Below are 21,153 nucleotides of genomic sequence, written 5' to 3'. Positions count from 1 at the left end.
GTTTTGCGCCCGGTCGTCATTCGGCCGAGGCAAGTTTGGCGGCCTGCTGATCGCGCAGGATCTTGCGGTTCACCTTGCCCGCCGGTGTTTTCGGCAGCTCGGTAACGAATTCGATTTGGCGGGGGTATTCGTGGCGCGCGAGCTTGGCGCGCACGTGGTCCTGAATGCTCTGGGCAAGGCCGTCGGTCTCCTTGTCCTTGAGGATGATATAGGCTTTGACCACTAGCCCCCGCACAGAGTCGGGAGCGCCGATCACGCCACATTCGGCGACGGCCGGATGGCTCAGGATCGCATCTTCGACCTCGACGGCGCCGATGGTCCAACCGGCGGAAATGATAACATCGTCGGCACGCCCGCCGTGGTAGAAATAGCCATCCGCGTCGACCCGGCCCAAATCCTTGGTCGGGAACCATTTTCCCGCCTTTTTGACCATCAACTCGCCGGTCTCAAGGGGGTCGCAGCGCGATCCGTCATCGCGCTGCACCTCGACCTCGACACCGGGCACGGCCTTGCCCATGGCCCCGTCGCGCACCTCAAGATCGTTGGCGCCAGGATAGTTGGCGATGATCACGCCGATCTCTGTGGTGCCGTACATGGAGCGCACCTTGGTGCCGAACACCCGCTCGACATAGGCGGCGGTTTCGCTGTCGATCGGCTCGCCGGTGAAGGACAGCTTGTCGAAGGCATAGCTGTAGTCTTCGGCTGCGCCGGAATTGCGCATCATGCGGTAGTGCGTGGCGGCGGCCGTGAGGTTGGTGATCTTGAAATCACTTAGCGCTTTCAACAGGCGCACCGGATCGAACTTGCCCGAAAACGTGCCGGTCGAGACCCCCATGGCCAGCGGCGCAAGCGTGCCGTGCCAAAGACCATGCCCCCAGGCGGGCGAAGACGGACAGAAGAACCGATCCCCCGGACGAATACCCGTCGCGTAGAGCGCCGCGACCATGAGGGTCACGATGGACCGGTGATTGTGATGTACCGCCGCAGGCAAGGCACGGGTCGTGCCGGAGGTGTATTGCAGTACGGCCAGATCGCTGCCGCTGGTGTCCCACTCAAAGGTTTCCGGCAGATCGGCCAGGCTGTCGAGAAAGGCCTGATCGACGACGATGACGTTTTTCGCCCCGCCTTCTTCGGCCTCGGGGCTTTTCTCGGCATTGGTGAAGAATAGTTCCGGCTTGCAATCGCCAACCCGCAACTTGATCCCTTCCGGGCCAAAGAGCGTGAACATCGGCACCGCCACGGCACCAGCTTTGATCGCACCGAAAATGGCACAGTAGAATGCGAGCGACGGCTCGATCATCACCGCGACGCGGGTGCCTTTCTCGATGCCCTTCGCTTTCAGGAAATGCGCGATCTGCGAGGACCGACGGGAGATTTCCGTAAAGGTGACGATCTCGTCCCGCCCATCGGCGTGAGCGATCCGCAGTGCCACGTTGTCGCCATCCACATGCCGGTCGATACATTCATGCGCAATGTTGAACCGTTCGCGGCTGCCATCGAACAAGTCCCACAAAGCCTCTTTCGAGTAATGCGCCTGAGCGTCCGTGTAGGACGTGTATTCGGTCAGTCGGACCATCTTATTCTTCCTCCCATTCCAGCCGTCATGCCCGTTTCCGGGGCGTCGAGCTCGTTGACAACAACGGTAAGGAGGTGAATAGATTATTGTCAATACGCTATAATTATTGTATATAGACAATGATTTTGATGCAAAACCAGAGGGTAACATGGTCAAAAAGGACGACACTCAGACAACGAAACGGCAGGTGCCAGCCGTCACGCGTGCCCTTGCAATCATGAGGTTTTTGGCCCGATCCAGCGATCCTGTGGGCGTCAATCCGATCGCCCGGGAGCTGGGGCTGGTGCCCTCGACCTGTCTGCACATTCTGCGCGTTCTGCAAGACGAGGGGATGGTCGAATTTGATTCGCAGACGAAACGCTATTCGATTGGAATCGGCATTCTGCCCCTAGCGCGGTCCGCGCTTCAGAAGAACACATTCTCGGTGCTGATCCAGCCACGCCTCTCCGAACTGTCTTCTCGTTTCGGCGTGACGGCCATCGCGACCCAACTCGCCGAACCCGGCCAAATGGTGGTCGTGGCGCTCTCGCAATCCTCGTTGCCATTCCGGCTTCAGGTCGATCTGGGCTCACGTTTCCCGCTTTTGATTTCCGCGACCGGGCGTCTTTTCGCGGCGTTCAATGATCTGGACGAAACGAAGTTGAAAACCGAGTTCTCAAAGCTTGTCTGGGACCACCCGCCCTCTTTCGAGGATTGGTTCGATGAGGTCGAAGAGGCACGCACACGCGGATATGCCGTGGATACCGGCACCTATATTTCCGGTGTCACCGTGGTCGCGGTGCCGATCTTTAACGAACGAAAGGAAATGATCCGCTCCCTCGTCGCCATCGGCATCTCCGAACGGCTGGATGAGGGCGAAATTCCGAAACTCGCTGCCGCATTGATGGCGGTGCGCGACGAGATTGAAACCATGCAAATCACGACAGGGAGTTAGAGGCCAATGACACTTGGGGAGGAGACCATATGGAAACCACTGAAAGCAGGCGGGCTTATGGAACAGATCGGACCTTTGATGTCCGCGCGCAACGAATTGGGAGGTTTCGTCTACGCGCTGCAGACCACAAAGGATCATAGCAATGCCTTGGGGCTGGTGCATGGCGGTGTCATCACGTCGCTGCTCGATCAGGCAATTGCGCTTGAGGCCTGGAACGCGGCCGACCGCGCGCCTTGTGTCACGGTGCAATTGGACACGCGCTTCGTCAGCGCGTCAAAACCCGGGGCACGTCTGCAAGCTCGTGCGACGGTCCGAGAGACCACTGGCTCGCTGATGTTCCTTGATGCGGAAGTTCTTGACGGCGTGCAGGTCATCGCCCTTGCCACGGCGGTGATGAAAATTTCCCGAAAGGCGGCATGAGATGACCCAGCACGAACGCACAACCTATCAGGGCCCTCTTTCCGGCATCAAAGTTCTCGACTTTTCACGCATCCTATCCGGCCCCTACGCAAGCATGGTGCTTGCCGATCTCGGCGCCGAAATCATCAAGGTCGAACCGGTGGAAAAAGGCGACGAAACACGGAATTTCCCGCCTTTCATCGGAGGAATGAGCCATTACTACATCGCGCTCAATCGCTGCAAAAAGAGTATCGCTCTTGATCTGAAATCCCCCGAAGGCGTGCAGATCGCCAAAGACCTCGCGGCTCAGAGCGATATCGTGCTCGAAAACTTCCGGCCGGGTGTGATGGACCGGCTCGGCCTCGGCTACGAGACCCTCAAAGCGGTGAACGAAAAGCTGATCTATTGCTCCATCACCGGGTTCGGCAAGAACAGCCCCCACGCAGACAAACCTGCCTTTGATATCGTGGCGCAGGCGCTCTCGGGCATCATGAGCATCAATTGCGAACCCGGACAGGCCCCGAACAAGCTCGGCATCCCGATGGGGGATATGGCCGGCAGCATTTTCTCTCTGTTCGGCGTGCTTGCTGCGCTCCATGAGCGCAATGTGACCGGACACGGGCGTCATGTCGAAATCGCAATGCTCGACAGCCTGATCGCGTTGCAGGGCTATCTGTCGCAAATCTATTTTGTCACCGGAGAGAGCCCGAAGCCGGTTGGCACGCAGCATCCCAGCATTGTCCCCTATGGGTCTTTTCCCACGAAGGACGGCCATGTGATCGTCGCCTGTCTGACGGAACGGTTCTGGCACAATTTCGCACGATGCCTCGGGCGCGACGATCTGATCGAAGACCCGCGTTTCGCACTCTATGAGGCCCGGCTCGCCAATCGCGACCAATTGGAACCCATCCTCCATGAACGGATGACCCGCGACAGCACCGTCTATTGGCTGGACCGTCTGACACAGTTCGACGTCCCCAATGCGCCGATCCTGTCCATTGGCGAGGCCTTGGAACAGCAACATGTCGCGGACCATCAGCTGGTCGAAGAGGTGTCCCACCTGGAAATCGGAGCCATGAAAGTCGTGCGGGGGCCCATAAAGTTCGATGGAAGAGGAGCCGTTCCGGCGACAGCGCCGTCACTTTTGGGCGAAAACACCTTAGAAGTTCTCCGTGATGCACTGGGATATTCCGAGGAAAAGGTCGACCAGCTGCGGCGGCGCGCAGTCATTGGCGGTCGAACCGCAGTCAAAGATCCGATTTAGACATGAAGGAATAACGGAAAGGCGAGAAATTGCCTTTCCGTCCAATCAGCAGAGCATGTTCCGTTGAATACCGTTTGCGGGACGCACGATAAATCTCTCTCCCAACTTTCTCGCCACGGCTCTGCTTGGGTTTGAAGTTCTGTCTTGTCACATCGCCCTAAGTCGACCCATTTCAGCGGCCGTCACATTCAGCAGAAATGGCCGAGACAGGAAGCGTAGTCAGCCTGTTTCTACAAGTTCTCTCTGGAAGATCATGTTCCCCAAGATCACGTACTGCGTTCGATTGATCGGTTTGTCGATCTGGGAAGAATGATCCACGCCGCATCTCTTGGACAGGACCTGGCATAATTAAAGCTGCTCGACGCTGCTGATCGGGTTGGTTGATATCCTTTTCTGCCAATGGGCCAGCGCCGGTGGCTTGCCGCCGAGGGCAGAGTGAGGGCGCTGATGGTTGTGGAAGGTCCTCCGGTTCGGGATGGCTGCCTTCGTCGCTGAACCGGTCTCCCAGACATGGAGGTAGACACACTCGTATTTCCGGGTGTGCCATAACCTCTCGATGAAGATCTTGTCGAGGAACCGGCCTTTTCCATTCCAACATTGCCGGCAGGCGATTGCAGGTAATCGCCGAGAGGGAGATCCGCACACCAGACCGGCGGAGCCGATCCGTCCAGGCGAAGGACGTGAACTGGGGCCTTGGGAAATATTCATGATCTCGGGCGGTCTGAACTTGTGAATGGCCTCGTTCAGTGCGTCGACGCAGAAGTCTGCCTCCACTCGGCCATCGTCCTCGGATCGATGGCGGACAAGGTCCCGGTCTCCTTCTCGTCGAAGATCAGAAGATTGCAAATCGTAGCATATGTGAGTGTCCGAAATACGGGGGGGAGCTCATGGTGCAGGATATTCGATTTAAAGAATGTTTTTGTGAAAAGGGCGCCTTTCGCGTGCTCTTGATAATAGTCAATGAGTGTGCGCCGCGTGTCGCGCATTTCTGCGGCTATGACCCGCTATGTGCCTCTTGTGATCTCCGCGTTTCTCGCCCTTAGCCTGTTGGCCGGGGCAGGGATGTCGGGGCTTTTGAAAACCGCGCATGTTCTTTCCCGCGCGGGTCAGACCAGCATCGTGATCTGTGGCCAATCCGGGGCGGAAACGATCACATTGGATGCGAATGGCGAGCCCGTCTCGTCCAAAGACACCAAAGGATGCGCGCATTGCGCAGACTGTTCCCTCGTGCCGCTGGCCGCACTGTTCGCGTTTAAATTCAAGTGCCTGAACGCGGTGCGGGGGAAACCCGTTTTCATCACGTTGACCATCCTGCCGGAGCGCAGCGAACGCATCTGGCGACCGTCCCGTGGTCCTCCCAGCCAGAGCAAGGTTTGATCCATGTTGCGATTGTCAGAAAATCCTTTTGCGTCTTTCGGCAGGCTCTTCTGCCTTCTGATCGCGCTGCTTTTCGCAGGGCTCCTATCTCCGGATAGAGCGACTGCACAAGCGACCCAGCCCGTTCTCGCCCGCTTCCTGCAATCGGAAACCCCCGGCGAGATTGTCGAGGGGGCGGATGCTTTCGGGGCGATCCGCGACGATATCCCGGTTGCGCCCATTCTGGCGGGGCAAGAACAACTCGGCTGGGTCTATGTCACCTCGGATTTCGTCGGCACCACGGGCTACTCGGGCAAGCCGATCCACACGATGGTGGCGGTTGACGGGGATGCCCGTGTGCTCGGGGTGAAACTCGTCAAACATTCCGAACCGATCGTTCTCATCGGTATTCCCGATACGAAGATCAAGGCCATGGCCGCCGATTACCGCGGCGTGAGCCTGGTCGATGAGGCCGAGAGCGGCGGCTCCTCGCATGATCTCAACATCATCTCCGGGGCGACCGTGACGGTGATGGTGATCGACGACAGCATCATCCGCTCCGGTCTCAAGGTTGCGCGAGCTCTCGGTCTTGGCGGGCTCCATGCCGAAGTGGATACCGGGCCGAAGTTCGAGGTCGATGCCACGGTTCAGGCGCCCGCAAGCTGGATGGACATGGAAGGCGACGGCACGGTGCGCCGCATGTCGCTCGACGTTGGACAGATCAACGCGGCCTTCGCCGCCATGGATGATCCGCGCGCCGCCAAACGTGCGCTCACAGAGCCGCCGGAGACCGTGTTCATAGACATGCAGATGGCGCTGGTTTCCGTGCCGGGGATTGGCGAGGCCATTCTGGGCGAGGCCGAAAACCGCAATCTGCAGGACTGGCTCGAAGAGGGCGAGCACGCGATCGCCGTCACCGGGCGCGGTCTCTATTCCTTCAAAGGTTCGGGCTATGTGCGGGGCGGGATTTTCGACCGGATCGTGCTCATTCAGGACGATGTCTCCGTGCGGTTCCGGGACCGGGGTCATCGCCGCATGGGCGTGATTGCAGCGGCGGATGCGCCGGAATTTGTCGAGCGCGACCTGTTCAAGATCCCCGCCGATGTCGGGTTCGATCCGACCAAACCTTTCCGCCTGCAGCTTTTGGTGCAGCGCGAAGTGGCTGCGATCGAGAAGGTCTTTACCACCTTCGATCTGGGCTATCAGCTGCCGAAATCCTATCTGCGCGCAGTGTCGGCACCGCAACCGGCGGTGATCTCCGAGGACAATAGCGAAGCCGCAGCGCAAGCGGCGCTGTGGAAACGTATCTGGGTGGACAAGACGCCGCAGATCGTGGTGCTGGCCAGCATGCTGGCCGTGCTGACACTGGCCTTTTTCTTCCAGATGCTGCTGACCCGTTCGGCTCGGGGAACGAAGATCTTTCGCTATGCCTTTCTGACCGTGACGCTGGTGGCGCTTGGCTGGATGTGGAACGCGCAATTGTCGGTGGTGAACCTGATGGCCCTGTTCGGGGCGTTGATGACAGAGTTCAGCTGGCAGGCCTTCCTGCTCGATCCGCTGACCTTCATCCTGTGGTTCTCGGTCGCGGCTGCGCTGCTGTTTTGGGGTCGGGGGGCTTATTGCGGCTGGCTCTGCCCCTTCGGCGCCTTGCAGGAGCTGTCGAACCATATCGCCCGGCGTTTGGGCGTGCCGCAGATCACCCTGCCCTGGGGGCTGCACGAGCGGCTCTGGGCGTTGAAATACATGATCTTCCTCGGGCTCTTTGCCGTGTCGCTCTATTCGATCGAGCAGGCCGAGCACCTGGCCGAGGTGGAGCCGTTCAAGACCGCGATCGTGCTGAAATTCATCCGCGCCTGGCCCTTTGTCGCCTATGCTGCGGCGCTGTTGATCGCCGGGCTGTTCGTCGAGCGTTTCTACTGTCGCTATCTCTGCCCGCTTGGTGCGGCGCTGGCGATCCCGGCCCGGCTGCGCATGTTCGATTGGCTGAAACGCTACAAGGACTGCGGCAGCCCCTGCCAGACCTGCGGCAATGAATGCATGGTGCAGGCGATCCACCCGACCGGCGAGATCAACCCGAACGAATGCCTGAACTGCATGCATTGTCAGGTGCTCTACCAATCCAGGGACAAATGCCCCGTCGTCATCAAAAAGCTGAAACGGCGCGCGACGGCGAGCGGCTCCAATGTCCCTCCGGATCTCTCCAACGCTCCCAGAGCGGCGAAAACCGCCGGGATCGAAAACCATCCCAACATCCGCACTTAGAGAAAGGAAACATCATGTCTGAGACGGATCAAAAAGGACTGAGCCGGCGCGGCTTCATGGGCGCCACGGCAACCGGGGCTGCATTGCTCGGCGGCACTGGCGGGCGGCTTGGCCTGCTCGGAGGCACGGCCGCACTGACCGCAGCGGGCGCGCGTTCCGCGGCTGCACAATCGGGTCATGACGCCGCGATCCCGGGGCCGGGCGAGCTTGACGAATATTACGGGTTCTGGTCCTCGGGACAGACCGGCGAGATGCGCATTCTCGGCATTCCGTCGATGCGTGAATTCATGCGGGTGCCGGTGTTCAACCGCTGCTCGGCGACCGGCTGGGGCGCCACCAACGAGAGCCTCAAGGTGTTGACCGAGAACATGCTGCCGGAGACCAAGGCCTATCTCGAAGCCCAGGGTAAGAAAGTGCATGACAACGGTGATTTGCACCACGTCCACATGTCTTTCACCGAAGGCAAATACGATGGTCGTTTCTTGTTCATGAATGACAAGGCCAACACCCGCGTCGCCCGCGTGCGTTGCGATGTCATGAAATGCGACAAGATCCTCGAGATTCCCAACGCCAAGGCGATCCACGGTCTGCGGCCGCAGAAATGGCCGCGCACCAATTACGTGTTTGCCAATGGCGAAGACGAGACGCCGATGGTCAATGACGGGTCGGTGTTGGACGAGCCGGAGAAATACGTCAACTTCTTCACCGCCGTGGATGCCGACGAGATGCAGGTGGCCTGGCAGGTGATGGTTTCCGGCAATCTCGACAACACCGATTGCGATTATGATGGCAAATATGCCTTCTCGACCTCGTATAACTCGGAAATGGGCATGAACCTCGCGGAGATGATGGCCGCGGAAATGGACCATGTGGTGGTGTTCAATCTCGAAGAGATCGAAAAAGGCATCGCCGCCGGAGATTTCATCGAACTCAACGGGGTGAAGGTGATCGATGGCCGCAAAGGTCAGAACAAGAAATACACTCGCTATATTCCGATCCCCAATAGCCCGCATGGCGTGAACATGGCGCCGGATAAGATCCACCTCTGCATCAACGGCAAACTGTCGCCCACTGTGTCGGTGATCGATGTGCGCAAACTCGACGCGCTGTTCGAAAGCGATGTCGATCCGCGCTCCGCCGTGGTCGGGGAGCCGGAATTGGGGCTCGGGCCGCTTCACACCTGTTTCGACGGCAAGGGCAACGCGCTCACTACGCTGTTTTTGGACAGCCAGGTGGTGATGTGGAACATCGAGAAAGCCGTGCGTGCCTATGCCGGCGAGGATGTCGATCCGATCCTCACCAAGAAAGACGTGCATTATCAGCCGGGCCATAACTCCACCTCCATGGGCGAAACCCTCGAGGCCGATGGCAAATGGTACATTTCGATGAACAAGTTCTCGAAAGACCGGTTCCTCAATGTCGGTCCCCTGAAGCCCGAGAACGAGCAGCTTTTCTCGATCAACGGCGAAGAGCTGGAACTGGTTCACGATGGCCCGACCTTTGCCGAGCCGCATGACAGTATCATCGTGCACCGTTCGGTGGTGAACCCGGTCTCCGTCTGGAACCGCGAGGACCGGTTCTTTGCCGATACGCGCAACCAGGGTCTCGCCGATGGCGTCGATATGGATGACTGGCACGCCGAGGTGATCCGCGACGGCAACAAGGTGCGGGTCTATATGTCGGCACAGGCGCCGGAATTCGCGATGGAGAAATTCACCGTGAAACAGGGGGACGAGGTGACCGTGATCGTCACCAACCTCGATGACATCGATGATCTGACCCACGGGTTCACGCTCAACAACCACGGGGTGGCGATGGAAGTGGCGCCGCAGGCGACGGCCTCGACCACCTTCGTGGCCGAAAAACCCGGCGTCTACTGGTATTATTGCCAGTGGTTCTGCCATGCGCTGCACATGGAAATGCGCGGCCGCATGCTGGTGGAGCCTGCATAAGATGCACCGGTTCATTCTCACCCTGCTGATCATTCTCTCACTTGGTGCGCCGCTCCGTGCCGAGCGGGTGACGGTTGTGCCGGGTGAGGGTGCTCTGTCTTCCGCCGTGGCTCAGGCCGCGGCGGGGGATGATCTTATTCTGACCGCAGGGCGCTATGCCGGTCCTGTGGTGATCGACAAACCGCTGACGCTCTCCGGAAAATCCGGTGCGGTGATCGATGCTGCGGGGCAGGGCTCCGTCATCACCGTCGATGCGCCCGATGTCATTGTGACCGGGTTGACCATCACCGGGTCGGGACGTTCGCACGACACCATTGATGCCGGCGTGAAACTGACCAAAGCCGCCCGCGGGGCCCGTATCCTCGACAATGACATTCGCGGCAATCTCGTCGGGGTCGACATTCACGGCGCGCGGGATGCGCTGGTGAAAGGCAACCGGATCGAGGGGCTGCGGCTGGCACGGATGAATGACCGCGGCAACGGGGTCTATGTCTGGAATGCACCGGGTTCGGTGGTTGAAGGCAATGAGATCCGCTACGGTCGCGACGGGATTTTCTCCAACACGTCCAAGCGCAACACCTATCGCGGCAATCTGTTCCGCGATCTGCGCTTTGCCGTGCATTACATGTACACCAACGACAGCACGGTCGAAGGCAATATCTCGATCGGCAACCATCTCGGTTTCGCGATGATGTATTCCGACCGGATCGTGGCGCGGGACAATATCTCGATCAATGATCGCGATCACGGGGTCATGCTGAATTACACCAACCAATCCGACATCTTTGCCAATCTGGTGACCGGCGGGACGGAAAAATGCGCCTTCATCTACAATTCGCACCGCAATCTTCTGGCCGAGAATGTCTTTGATGGCTGCGATATCGGGGTGCATTTCACCGCCGGCTCCGAACGCAACACGATCACCGGCAACGCCTTTATCGGCAACCGCACCCAGGTCAAATACGTCGGCACCCGCGATGTCGAATGGTCCTATGAGGGGCGGGGCAATTTCTGGTCGGATCACGCCGCCTTCGATCTCGATGGTGATGCCCGCGCCGACAGCGCCTATCGCCCGAACGATCTGATGGACCATATCCTCTGGTCGCAACCCGCGGCAAAACTGCTGCTCGGCACGCCGGCGGTGCAGCTCGTGCGGTGGTCGCAGGCGCAATTCCCGGCCACCCAGACCGGCGGTGTCGTCGACAGCCACCCGCTGACCACCGCACCGGTGCATCGGGTGCCGTCTCCCTATGAAACCCTCGCCCAGGCCACACCGCTCTGGGCCAATGGAGGTCGCGATGACGCTTCTGACTCTCTCGCATCTCACTAAGCGCTACGACGGACACGCGACGGGTCCCGCCGCGCTCGCCGATGTGTCGCTCACCATCGCCGCCGGCGAGCGCGTGGCTCTGCTCGGGCACAACGGCGCCGGGAAATCGACCCTGATGAAATGCGTTCTGGGACTGATCGCGCCCAGCTCCGGCGAGATCGCGATCGCCGGACATGCGCAGGGCTCGCCGGTGGCGCGCGCGCTGAGCTCTTATCTGCCGGAAAGCGCCGCATTTCACCCGGCGCTCACCGGACGTGAACAGATCCGCCATTTCCTGCGCCTGCGTGGCGAGGCGGCATCGAAGGCCGATGGGCTTCTCGACAGGGTCGGCTTGCAGGGCGCAGCGGGGCGTCGGATCGGCACCTATTCCAAAGGCATGCGTCAGCGCATCGGTCTGGCGCAGGCGCTGATCGGGGCACCACGTCTGATGGTGCTCGATGAGCCGACCTCCGGTCTCGATCCGATCTCGCGCCGCGAGTTCTACGATATTCTCGATGAGCTGGCGGAAAACGGCACGGCGATCCTTCTGTCCTCGCATGCGCTGTCCGAGGTGGAGGCCCGCACCGACCGGATCGTGATCCTGTCGAAAGGCCAACAGGTGACCGAAGGCACATTGAACGACCTGCGCCGTCACGCCGCCCTGCCGCTGACCGTGTCGATGATCCCGCGGCTCGGCAAATGCGCCTCGCTCGCCAATGCCTTCCCGGAGGCCCAGGAAGAGCATGGCGCACTGGTGTTCTCCTGTGCGCCGGATGACAAGGGGCAGGTGCTGGAACGGCTTGCGGCCAATACCGAACGCGTCGCGGATTTCGACATCCATCCGCCGTCGCTCGATGATATCTACGCGCATATCAGCCGGAGGGCCGCATGATGTTTGCCCGTATCCTGTCCACTGCCCGGATCGAATTTGCCATCGCGCTGCGCAATCGCTGGGTCGCTGTCGGGGTGGTTCTGATGGTGCTGTTCTCGCTCGTTCTGTCCTTGGCTGGGGCGGGCAGCGCCGGATCGCTTGCCGCCGATCCCCTATCGGTGACCGTCGCGAGCTTGACCTCGCTTTCGGTCTATCTGGTGCCGCTGATCGCCTTGCTGATCTCTTTCGATGCCATCGCGGGCGAGGTGGAACGCGGGACCTTGCCGCTGCATCTGACCTATCCGCTCAGTCGCTCCGAGATGTTGCTCGGAAAACTCGCGGCACAGCTTGCGGTGGTCGCGATTGCCGTCGGCGCCGGCTACGGGCTGGCGGCAGGCTACGCGTTTCTCACCGCCGGGGGCGATGCCTTTGCCGGCCTTCCGGCCCTGTGGCGGCTGATCTGGAGCTCGACCCTTCTGGGCGCGGGATTTCTGTCGCTCGGTCACATGATGTCCGCGCTGGCACGCCGTCCCTCCGGCGCGGCGGCTCTGGCCATCGGTCTCTGGCTGATCATGATCGTGCTCTACGATCTCGGTCTGCTTGCGGCGATCGTGGCCGACGATGGCGGGGTCTTTACCACCGATATCTTCCCCTGGGCGTTGATCCTCAATCCGGCCGATGCTTTTCGGATCTACAATCTCGCAGCATCTGACGCGGTGAGTGCGGTCTCGGGGCTCGCCGGTGCCGCCTCGAGTATCGCGATCTGGAAGCCGCTCGCCTCGCTTCTGCTCTGGCCGGTCCTGGCGGCTTTCGCTGCGCGGTTCGCATTCGGGAGGGTGACACCATGAAATGGCTCGTTGTGATCCTGAGCGTTCTCGCCCTCGGCGCCTGTCGCGATGACCGGCTGGCGCGCCCCGATCCGGTCGAGATGACGCCGGAAGCGGTCGGCTTCTATTGCCAGATGACCCTGCTCGAACATGCCGGGCCGAAGGCGCAGATCCACCTCGACGGGATGCCCGCACCGATCTTTTTCAGTCAGGTGCGAGACGCCATCGCCTATCTGCAGATGCCGGAGCAAAACTATGCCGTGACGGCGACCTATGTGCAGGACATGAGCGGTGCGACATGGGACGCGCCGGGGGGCTGGGTCGAGGTGTCCGAGCCGATCTATGTGATTGATTCCGATATGCGTGGCGGCATGGGGGCACCGGAGTTCGTGCCCTTTACCGACCCGAGCGCGGCGCAGGCCTTTGTCCGCGACCACGGTGGTCGGCTGAAAGAGTTGTCGGATATCTCGACAGCGGAGGCGCTCGGCCCCGACGGGCGACAAATTGAACCCCCAGACGAGAATACATCCGACATCGAAGCGCGTCTGAGCGCTCTGTCCGCGCAGAAGCAGAAAGGGAACTGAACATGCAACAGACACGGCAAATCGGCCGGCGACGCTTCCTCACGATTGCCTCGGCGTCCTGCCTCATCGCTGCGGCCCCGGCACATGCGTTTCGCTGGCAGGGGATCACCCTTGGGGCGCGGGCGCAGATCATCCTCGATCATCCCGATGCGCCGCGGCTGTCGCGCATGGCGCAGGCGGAAATCTCCCGGCTCGAAGCGGTGTTCAGCCTCTACGACCGGAGGTCCGAACTGTCGCGGTTGAACCGCGCCGGGCGACTGGACGGTCCGGCCTTTGAATTGCTCGACTGTCTCGCGATGTGTCGGCGGGTCCATGATGTCACCGAGGGGCGGTTCGATCCAACCGTGCAGCCGCTCTGGCAGGCGCTCGCCGAGGCGGCGGTCGCGGGACGAGCGCCTGCGCCCGAGCGGCTTGCCGCCGCGAAACGCGCCATCGGCTTCGACCGGCTGCGGTTCGACAGCGCAAGCGTGAAACTGGCCCCCGGTCAGGCCCTGACGCTCAACGGGATCGCTCAGGGCTATATCGCCGATCGCGTGGCGGCTTTGCTGCGGGCGAACGGCATCGACGACGTGCTGATCGACACCGGAGAAATCCTGGCGATGGGCATGGGCCCGGGGCGGGGCGGCTGGCCGGTGAGTATCACGCGGGAAGCGGGGAAATGGCTCTTGTTGGATCGGGCCATCGCCACATCGGCCTCTGCCGGGACGGAAATCGCGCCGGGGCAGGGGCACATCCTTGACCCGCGTCTTGGCGATCTGGCCCAAGGTGTCAGCCAGATCTCGGTGAGCGCGCCCTCGGCGGCGCTGGCCGACGGGCTGTCGACCGGATTGATCCTGACCCGAACCCGGAGCGAAGCCGAAACCCTCTTGAGCATTGTCAAGGAGAGCCGGCTCGAGAGCTTTATCCTCTGACCGAAGACCCATGATACGGAGAACATACCCATGCGAATTTTGAGCGCTGCGCTCGTGGTCCTGCCGATGATGTCCCTTGCCGCCCATGCCGGCGACCCGGCGGTGGGCGAGAACGATTTCAAGAAATGCAAAGCCTGTCACGCGATCACCGCGGAGGATGGCACCGCGATCCAGAAGGGCGGCAAGACCGGTCCGGATCTCTATGGCATCGTCGGGCGGACTGCGGGGACCTATGAGGGATTCCGCTATGGTGACAGCCTTGCGGCGGCCGGAGAGGCGGGCCTCGTCTGGGACGAAGAAAGTATCGCGACCTATATTCAAGACCCGAAAGCGTTCCTGGCGGATGTGACCGGTGACGCGAAAGCCAAGACCAAGATGACCTATAAACATCGCAAGGGCGCCGAGGATATGGCCGCCTATCTGGCTTCTGTCAGCGGTTGAGGCGCGCGGGTTTCGCGCGACATACAGGTGCAAAGGGGGCGCCCGAGCGGCCCCTGGCGATAGCGTCCGAAACCCGAAACAGCCGCAAATCGCGGCTGTTTCCTATATTGGCTGAGATCTGTCGCAGATACCTGTGGTTCAGTCCGCCAACAGGCCTCAGGCACCGATGCGGATCGGGAAAGCCCGGATCCGCAGGGTGCCGAAGTCAATCGTCTCGGCGATCAGTCGTCATAGCGTTTGTAGCGATCATCATCGTCGTGACCATCGCGGTAAGGAAGAACCTCGCCCGTCAGCGGGTCCAGGTAGGCTTCGATCCGCCGGCCCGCGCCGTCGATCATCTCGACGTCGTAGCGGTCACGTTCGAATTCGATCTCGCGAACGGTATAGCCCTGGCCTTCCAGCAGCGTGGCGATCTCGGCGATGCTCATAGGCGTCGGTACCGGGCCGCTGCCGGCCTGTTGCTGCGCGGTCGCGCCGAGTGCGAAAAGACCGGCCGCGGTGGCCAGTGATGCGGTGAAAAGGATGGTGCGTCTCATACGGTGTCTCCAGATTGGGTGGCAGCCTCCATGGCCGCCGATGCCCCCTTTTGCACCATGCCGCCTGATATCAGCCTGATCGCCACTGTCAGTTTGTCGTCAGGTTGAACGCGGCAGGTGAGGCCGTCGTGCGGATGTCTTGCCCTGTTGGCTGACCCTGTGCTGGCTGATGGCGCCGAGCAGATGGCTCCGGGGCCTGAAATGAGGCCTGAAACAGGGCCTGAACTCACACCGCCCGAGCGAGGGATTGCTCCTCCGCGCCCCTATCCACGGGGAGGTGTCACTCGGATTTGATGCGCCAGACATGCGATCATGCCCCAGATCGCGCAGCGCAAGGTCATCGCGAGGACGGTCCGCATCTCGAATGCGCCGCCCTGTGCGATGTGCAGACCAAAGATCGCAAAGACCAGCAATGTTGCCGCAAATATGGTGAGTGACAGGGCAAAGGCCCATCGCCTGCCGCGCCAGAGCGCAAGGCCGGCCGCGATATAGGCCATCCCTGCCAGCGTGTTGAACCAGAGTACGACGGGAACGACCCGCCCCATGTCGAGCCCGCCAAGCAGTGTGGTGCCACCCGAGATGAGTGAGAGTGCGCCAAAACCGATCGCGATGAGACCCGCAACGCGGCGGGCCTTATTGGATGTGCCCATCGGAAACATCCTCCTGCGTGCGCAAGAGTGCCATCTGAAGATCGAAAAGCCGCAGCCCTTCCTCGACAAGGGGAAAGCCGCGCGCGCCCAAGGTCCAGCGGATCGCGACGCCTTGCACCAGAGAGGTCAACAGTATCGCGACATCTTCGGCCGCGACCTCGCGCTGCAGAAGGCCTGCAGCCTGTTGATCCCGGAGCGCTGTGACAAGACGTTGCTGGAACGAAGCGAGAAGCCCGTGAAACACCTCCCGCAGCGCTGTATTTTCCACCTGCAATTCGCGCGAAAACAGGATCGAGGGCAGGGCAGGTGTGCCGGCGACGGCGCTCAATTGTGCCCGGATCAACGCTTTCAGGCGCGCCTGCGGTTCGGCGGCTTGCGCCTCGGCGGCGGCCCAGCTTTCGCGCAGGCGCGCCGCGGTGTCTTCGGCCACGGCCAGCCACAATGCGCTCTTGGTCGGGAAATGCCGAAAGACCGCCGGCTGGCTGAGCCCGACGGCCTTGGCCACATCCGTTGTACTGAGACGGTCCGGCCCGATTTCATCGGCCAGCCGCAACACTTCGGTCACGATTTGTGCCTTTCGGTCCTTTGTGCTCTGGCGACCGGTCATCTCTGCCCCTCTTGTTAGTTATAGCTTACTAACATATAGTTTGACCACTCGCAACCTCGAGTCCGAGTCGGATAGGTCCGACAGAAAGGCCCCGCCATGTTCTCCGAGACCGTCCCGACCGGCCATTCCCGCCCGCAGATTGCGCTGCACTGGCAGGCCTTCGCGCTGATCGTCCTTCCTGCCCGCCTCCATGTCCTCGAGGCCCTGCATCTTCAGGTCGCCCGGTTCGTCCGGCGCGACGGCATTCTGGCGCGGATGCGCCGGGCGGAGGGCTGAGGCCATGCGTCTCGCGCCTCTCCTCGCCGTGCCTCCCGTTGCGCTTGCGATCGTCGCGGCGGTCTGGATGATTTCATCGGCGCCCGGCCCCGCGCAGATCGAAGGCGATATCCCCGCGCAGCCTGTCCGTGTGCGCACGGTCTCTGCGGAAGACATCCGTCCCACCGCCACCGCCTGGGGCAACCTGCGCGCCGCCGACACCTGGGTCGCCGTGGCCGAGGTGCAGGGCGAAGTGATCTGGCGTCATCCCGAACTGGAACCGGGCCGCCTGTTTGCGGCGGGGACAGAGGTGCTGCGCATCGACCCGACGGATTACGAACTTGCGCTGGCGCAGGCGGAGGCCGATCTCGACGCCCTCGCCTCCGAGGCCGCGCAACTGTCAGCGGAGAGCGCCAATACCGGTCGCATTCTCGAGCTGGAACGCGAAAGGCTGGCGCTGGCCGAGGGAGATCTGGACCGAACCCGCCGGTTGACGGAACAGGGGACGGTTCCACAGGCCCGTCTGGACGAGGCCGAGCGCGCCACCCTTCTGGCCCGCCGCACAGTGGCGGAATTGGAAAACGCGCTTGCCCTCATGCCGTCGCGCGAGACGCGGATCGCGGCGCAGATCGCCCGTACCCGGGCGGCGCGCGACGGCGCGCGCAGATCGCTCGATCGGACCACGCTGACGACACCCTTTGATCTGCGCGTGACCGAGCTGGGCGCCGAGCGTTTTCAGACCGTCGCGCCGGGCAATGTCGTGATCCGCGCCGATGGTATCGCAACAGCCGAGGTCGTGGCGCATCTGCCGATCGACAGCTTTCGTCGCCTCGTGGCCGATCGGTCCGGGGGGATCTCCCTGGAGGATATGATGCGCGATCTGCCCGCCACGCAGATCGACGTGTCGCTCAGCCCCTTGTCGGATATCGCGCAGGTCTGGCCTGCGCGTGTCAGCCGGATCGAAGGCGCCCTCGATCCGCGTGCCCGCACCGTGCCCGTGGTGGTCGAGATCGAGGATCCATATGCGGGCGCAGATCCGCCCCTCCGCCTGCCGCTGCTGCCCAATATGCAGGTCCAGCTTGATTTCACGGGGGGCGCGCGAAACGGCGTCGTCGTGATCCCCGAGGCGGCCCTGCATGCCGGGAGGGTGCGTGTTGCGGGGCCCGATAACCTGTTGGAATTGCGCACCGTTACCGTCGCCTTTGCCCAGGATGGGCAGGTGGTGATTGCCGATGGGCTGGCCCCAGGTGACCGCGTGGTCCTTGACGACATCGCACCGGCTATCCCGGGCATGACGCTCTTGCCCATCGAGGTGTCGGAATGATCCGCTGGTTCACCGGGCATCCGACGGCAGGGAATCTCCTGCTACTTTTGTTCCTGGCCGCGGGTGTCCTGGCGGCGCCCGGCCTGCTGCGGGAGACCTTTCCCGATTTTCGCGCCGTCGAGGCCGAGATCACGGTGCCCTGGCGCGGCGCCTCTGCTGCTGACGTCGAAAGCGCGATCTGTGCACCGCTTTGGGATGGTGTGCAGCCCGTCGAGGGGCTGGAGACGTTCACATGCACGGCGCAGACCGGTCGTGCGCGTGCCGTGGCGACGATGGCGCCGGGCAATGACGCCCTGCGTTTTGTCAATTCCCTGCGCACCGAGGTGTCGGCAATCGACACTTTCCCGGAAAGCGCCGATCCTGCCATTACTCGAGAGTTGCATCGGACCGATCCGGTGACGTCCGTCGCGGTCTCGGGTGCGCTTCCTCTGGCCGAGCTGGACCGTTACGCGGAAGGTCTGTCAGACCGCCTGTCTGCGCTGCCCGGCGTCGCCACGGCGATCCGTTCGGGTCTCGGGACGCGGATGTTCAGCGTGTCCGTGCAAGACGCGGTTCTGTCAAGCCATGGGCTGACGCCCGCGACATTGGCGAATGTTATCGTCGCGCAGAACATCGACTTGCCCGCCGGGACGCTGGAAGGGGCCGGGGCGGATCTGACGCTGCGCCTCATCGCCGAGCGGGACACGGTGGCCTCGCTCGCCGCGATCCCGGTGCTGGTGTTGCCCAATGGCGCAAGCCTGACCTTGGGCGATGTGGCCGTGATCGAGGAAAGTTTTGATCCGGCCCACGATCGCGCCTTTGTCGATGGCGCCCCGGCGATCCTGATCGACGTTGCCAAGACGCTCGACGCCGACGCGCTGCATGTGCTCGATGACGTCACGGCGCTGGTCGCCGAACAGACGCGCATCCTGCCCGACACGATCAGGATCGAGGTGGTGCAGGATGTGACATCCATCATCCGCGATCGCCTGTTGATGCTGGTGCAGAACGGGGTGATCGGCCTCGTGCTGGTCGTCATCGTGATGAGCCTGTTTTTCCGGCCCGGGTTCGCGGTCTGGGCGGCGATGGGTCTGCCGGTGGCATTCGCAGGTGCCTTTGCCTGGATGGCGCTGAGCGGGCTCAGCCTGAACATGATGACGCTGGTGGCCTTGCTCATGGCGATCGGGATCGTGATGGACGATTCAATCGTGATCGCGGATTCGATCGCCGTCCATGCTGCCAAGGGGGCAACGGTCGAGACCGTGGCCGCCGGGGTCGCCGCCGTGGCCCCCGGTGTCATCTCGTCCTTTCTCACCACATTGGCCGTGTTCCTGCCGCTGGCCTTTCTTGCCGGCGAACTGGGGGCCGTGCTGGAGGTCCTGCCGGTCGTGCTTCTGGCCGCTCTGGCCGCGTCGCTGATCGAGGCCTTTCTGATTCTGCCGCATCACCTGAAGGGGGGCGTGAAAGAGACGGCTCCCTCGGGCTTTCGGCGCCGCTTCGATGCCGGGTTCGATGCTCTGCGCGAACGCGGGGTGGGCCGCCTGGCGGATGCCGCAATTCGCTGGCGGTGGCTGGTGGTGGGGCTGGCCGTCGCGGCGCTGATCCTGACCGCCGGTGCGCTCGGCAGTGGCGTGGTCAAGCGTGAAGCGATCCCTGAGATCGACGGGGATGTTCTCGAGGCGCGGCTGATGCTGCCTGCGGGCACACCCTTGGTACGCACATCCGAGGCGGTCACGCAGGTGGAGGCGGCTCTCATGCGGGTGAACGCGCGCCTCACGCCAGAGCAACCCGATGCACAGCCTCTGGTGATCCGTCGGATCACACGCATGGGACGCAACCTGTCGGCCGGAGAGGCCGGGGCCCATGTCGCCACCGTCGGAGTAGACCTTCTGGGGGCCGAGACGCGGAAAAGCACGCTCGATGAGATCGCCTCCCTGTGGCGCGCGGAAATCGGGCCTTTGCCGGGTGTCTCCTCGCTGATCCTGACCGAACCGGGGATCGGTCCGCAGGGGATTGCGGTGGAACTGCGTCTGACCCATGCCGATCTCACAATACTCGAGGCGGCAGGGCGCGCGACCTTGGCCGAGCTTCAAACCTACGCCGGGGTCCGGAACGCGATCCTGGACCTGAGACCCGGCACGCCTGAATTGCAACTGAGCCTGTCTCCGGGGGCCGAGGCGCTCGGGCTGACGGCGAGCGATGTTGCGGGCCAGTTGCGCGCCGCCTTCCTCGGAACACAGCTCTCCGAGATCCGGCGTGGCGATCTGGCCTGGGAACTCGAGGTTCGGTTGGACGACGCAGACCGTGCCACCCGGGCCGGTCTGACCGAGTTCGAGATCGCGCTTCCTGGCGGCGGCACCGTACCACTGGGTTCCGTCGCGACGCTCGCAGAGGCGCGGGGCTGGGGCAGCATCGCCCGCCGTGACGGGCTGCGCAGCTTGACCATCGCCGCAGATGTGGACGGGCGTATCGGCAATGCCGACGTGATCACCGCCCGGCTGGCCGCAGATTTCCTGCCGAGTCTCACCGCCGCGACGCCCGGTCTCGGTTTCGAGATCGGTGGACAGGCCGCGAGTTCCGCGGAAACCGTCCGCTCGATCCTGCGGGGCTTTCTGATCGGGCTGGTCGGTGTTTACGTCGTGCTCAGCTTCCAGTTCCGCAACTATGCCGAGCCTCTGATCGTGATGCTCACCATTCCGCTGGCGTTTCTGGGGGTGATCTGGGGTCATGTGCTGATGGGTTACAATATCTCGATGCCATCTCTGGTGGGCGCGGCGTCCCTGGCCGGAATTGTCGTGAACAACGCAATCCTTCTCGTCGGGGTGATCAAGGTCCGCCGCGCCGAAGGATTACCGGCCAGGGATGCCGCCGGGGAGGCCGTGCGCGCCCGGTTTCGGCCGATCTTCGTCTCGGTCACGACCACCATCATCGGTATGGCGCCGCTTCTGCTCGAGACCTCGACCCAGGCGCAGACTCTCAAGCCGCTGGTGATCGCGGTCGTCTTCGGTCTCCTGACCGCGACGGTGCTTGTGTTGATGGTGTTGCCGGCCTTCTATGCGGTGCTGGATGATATGCGTCGGGGCAGCAGGTGAGCGATAGGGCGCGCGCGTTTGCCG

20 protein-coding genes are annotated in these 21,153 nt (G+C 62.3%); 15 read left to right on the top strand and 5 right to left on the bottom strand.

The window, feature by feature from the left end:
* Positions 1-16 precede the first annotated feature (16 nt).
* Positions 17-1,576: an acetate--CoA ligase gene (locus BM151_RS10485; protein WP_090060654.1), complete on the bottom strand. Its 1,560-nt coding sequence runs from the start codon at positions 1,574-1,576 to the stop codon at positions 17-19.
* Between the two features lie 148 nt (positions 1,577-1,724).
* On the opposite strand from BM151_RS10485, the gene BM151_RS10480 reads away from it, so the two are divergent.
* Genes BM151_RS10480 through BM151_RS10470 form a run of 3 tightly spaced genes read left to right on the top strand, consistent with a single transcriptional unit; the run spans position 1,725 to position 4,173 of the window.
* Positions 1,725-2,510 (top strand): IclR family transcriptional regulator, encoded by a 786-nt coding sequence (locus BM151_RS10480; RefSeq protein ID WP_090060653.1) that lies wholly within the window; start codon positions 1,725-1,727, stop codon positions 2,508-2,510.
* Between the two features lie 57 nt (positions 2,511-2,567).
* Positions 2,568-2,930 carry a PaaI family thioesterase gene (locus BM151_RS10475; protein ID WP_090060652.1) on the top strand — a complete coding sequence of 121 codons (363 nt, stop codon included), beginning with the start codon at positions 2,568-2,570 and terminating at the stop codon, positions 2,928-2,930.
* A gap of 1 nt (position 2,931) precedes the next feature.
* Complete coding sequence (locus BM151_RS10470; protein WP_090060651.1) at positions 2,932-4,173, top strand: CaiB/BaiF CoA transferase family protein; 1,242 nt, start codon at positions 2,932-2,934, stop codon at positions 4,171-4,173.
* 348 nt (positions 4,174-4,521) lie between these two features.
* On the opposite strand, the gene BM151_RS22005 is transcribed toward BM151_RS10470, so the two are convergent.
* Complete coding sequence (locus tag BM151_RS22005) at positions 4,522-4,881, bottom strand: integrase core domain-containing protein (RefSeq protein WP_425429545.1); 360 nt, start codon at positions 4,879-4,881, stop codon at positions 4,522-4,524.
* 252 nt (positions 4,882-5,133) lie between these two features.
* On the opposite strand from BM151_RS22005, the gene BM151_RS10450 reads away from it, so the two are divergent.
* The 9 genes from BM151_RS10450 to BM151_RS10410 are packed head-to-tail and all read left to right on the top strand — an operon-like array spanning position 5,134 to position 14,686.
* The gene (locus BM151_RS10450; protein WP_177213092.1) at positions 5,134-5,550 is read left to right on the top strand and encodes a hypothetical protein; all 417 of its coding nucleotides are present in this window, start codon (positions 5,134-5,136) and stop codon (positions 5,548-5,550) included.
* 3 nt (positions 5,551-5,553) lie between these two features.
* Positions 5,554-7,791: a NosR/NirI family protein gene (locus BM151_RS10445; RefSeq protein WP_090060647.1), complete on the top strand. Its 2,238-nt coding sequence runs from the start codon at positions 5,554-5,556 to the stop codon at positions 7,789-7,791.
* A 14-nt stretch (positions 7,792-7,805) separates the two neighbouring features.
* Positions 7,806-9,743, top strand: a complete 1,938-nt coding sequence (gene nosZ, locus BM151_RS10440; RefSeq protein ID WP_090060646.1) for a TAT-dependent nitrous-oxide reductase — start codon at positions 7,806-7,808, stop codon at positions 9,741-9,743.
* A gap of 1 nt (position 9,744) precedes the next feature.
* Positions 9,745-11,073 carry a nitrous oxide reductase family maturation protein NosD gene (locus tag BM151_RS10435; protein ID WP_090060645.1) on the top strand — a complete coding sequence of 443 codons (1,329 nt, stop codon included), beginning with the start codon at positions 9,745-9,747 and terminating at the stop codon, positions 11,071-11,073.
* Positions 11,042-11,944 (top strand): ABC transporter ATP-binding protein, encoded by a 903-nt coding sequence (locus BM151_RS10430; protein WP_090060770.1) that lies wholly within the window; start codon positions 11,042-11,044, stop codon positions 11,942-11,944. The genes BM151_RS10435 and BM151_RS10430 overlap by 32 nt, the downstream gene beginning before the upstream one ends.
* Complete coding sequence (locus tag BM151_RS10425) at positions 11,944-12,771, top strand: ABC transporter permease (protein WP_090060769.1); 828 nt, start codon at positions 11,944-11,946, stop codon at positions 12,769-12,771. The genes BM151_RS10430 and BM151_RS10425 overlap by 1 nt, the downstream gene beginning before the upstream one ends.
* Positions 12,768-13,334: a nitrous oxide reductase accessory protein NosL gene (locus tag BM151_RS10420; protein ID WP_090060644.1), complete on the top strand. Its 567-nt coding sequence runs from the start codon at positions 12,768-12,770 to the stop codon at positions 13,332-13,334. The genes BM151_RS10425 and BM151_RS10420 overlap by 4 nt, the downstream gene beginning before the upstream one ends.
* Positions 13,335-13,336: 2 nt before the next feature.
* Positions 13,337-14,245 carry an FAD:protein FMN transferase gene (locus BM151_RS10415; protein ID WP_090060643.1) on the top strand — a complete coding sequence of 303 codons (909 nt, stop codon included), beginning with the start codon at positions 13,337-13,339 and terminating at the stop codon, positions 14,243-14,245.
* A gap of 30 nt (positions 14,246-14,275) precedes the next feature.
* Positions 14,276-14,686, top strand: a complete 411-nt coding sequence (locus tag BM151_RS10410) for a c-type cytochrome (protein WP_090060642.1) — start codon at positions 14,276-14,278, stop codon at positions 14,684-14,686.
* Positions 14,687-14,907: 221 nt separating this feature from the next.
* On the opposite strand, the gene BM151_RS10405 is transcribed toward BM151_RS10410, so the two are convergent.
* The 3 genes from BM151_RS10405 to BM151_RS10395 all read right to left on the bottom strand — a co-directional run bounded on the left by BM151_RS10405 (position 14,908) and on the right by BM151_RS10395 (position 16,437).
* Entirely contained in the window at positions 14,908-15,222 is a 315-nt protein-coding gene (locus tag BM151_RS10405) for a PepSY domain-containing protein (protein WP_090060641.1), read from the bottom strand.
* A gap of 263 nt (positions 15,223-15,485) precedes the next feature.
* Positions 15,486-15,872 carry a hypothetical protein gene (locus BM151_RS10400; RefSeq protein WP_177213091.1) on the bottom strand — a complete coding sequence of 129 codons (387 nt, stop codon included), beginning with the start codon at positions 15,870-15,872 and terminating at the stop codon, positions 15,486-15,488.
* Entirely contained in the window at positions 15,856-16,437 is a 582-nt protein-coding gene (locus BM151_RS10395) for a TetR/AcrR family transcriptional regulator (protein ID WP_245781171.1), read from the bottom strand. Before BM151_RS10395 ends, BM151_RS10400 begins: the two co-directional genes overlap by 17 nt.
* 138 nt (positions 16,438-16,575) lie before the next feature.
* On the opposite strand from BM151_RS10395, the gene BM151_RS10390 reads away from it, so the two are divergent.
* Genes BM151_RS10390 through BM151_RS10380 form a run of 3 tightly spaced genes read left to right on the top strand, consistent with a single transcriptional unit; the run spans position 16,576 to position 21,129 of the window.
* A complete protein-coding gene (locus tag BM151_RS10390) occupies positions 16,576-16,755 on the top strand; it encodes a hypothetical protein (RefSeq protein WP_090060638.1) in 180 nt (59 codons plus the stop codon).
* A gap of 4 nt (positions 16,756-16,759) precedes the next feature.
* Positions 16,760-18,058, top strand: coding sequence for an efflux RND transporter periplasmic adaptor subunit (locus tag BM151_RS10385; protein WP_090060637.1), 1,299 nt, complete (start codon positions 16,760-16,762; stop codon positions 18,056-18,058).
* Positions 18,055-21,129: an efflux RND transporter permease subunit gene (locus BM151_RS10380; RefSeq protein WP_090060636.1), complete on the top strand. Its 3,075-nt coding sequence runs from the start codon at positions 18,055-18,057 to the stop codon at positions 21,127-21,129. Before BM151_RS10385 ends, BM151_RS10380 begins: the two co-directional genes overlap by 4 nt.
* The last annotated feature ends 24 nt before the right edge of the window (positions 21,130-21,153 follow it).

Source organism: Celeribacter neptunius (assembly GCF_900113955.1).
GTDB classification, from domain to species: Bacteria; Pseudomonadota; Alphaproteobacteria; order Rhodobacterales; family Rhodobacteraceae; genus Celeribacter; species Celeribacter neptunius.
This window is presented reverse-complemented; position numbering and strand designations above follow the sequence as displayed.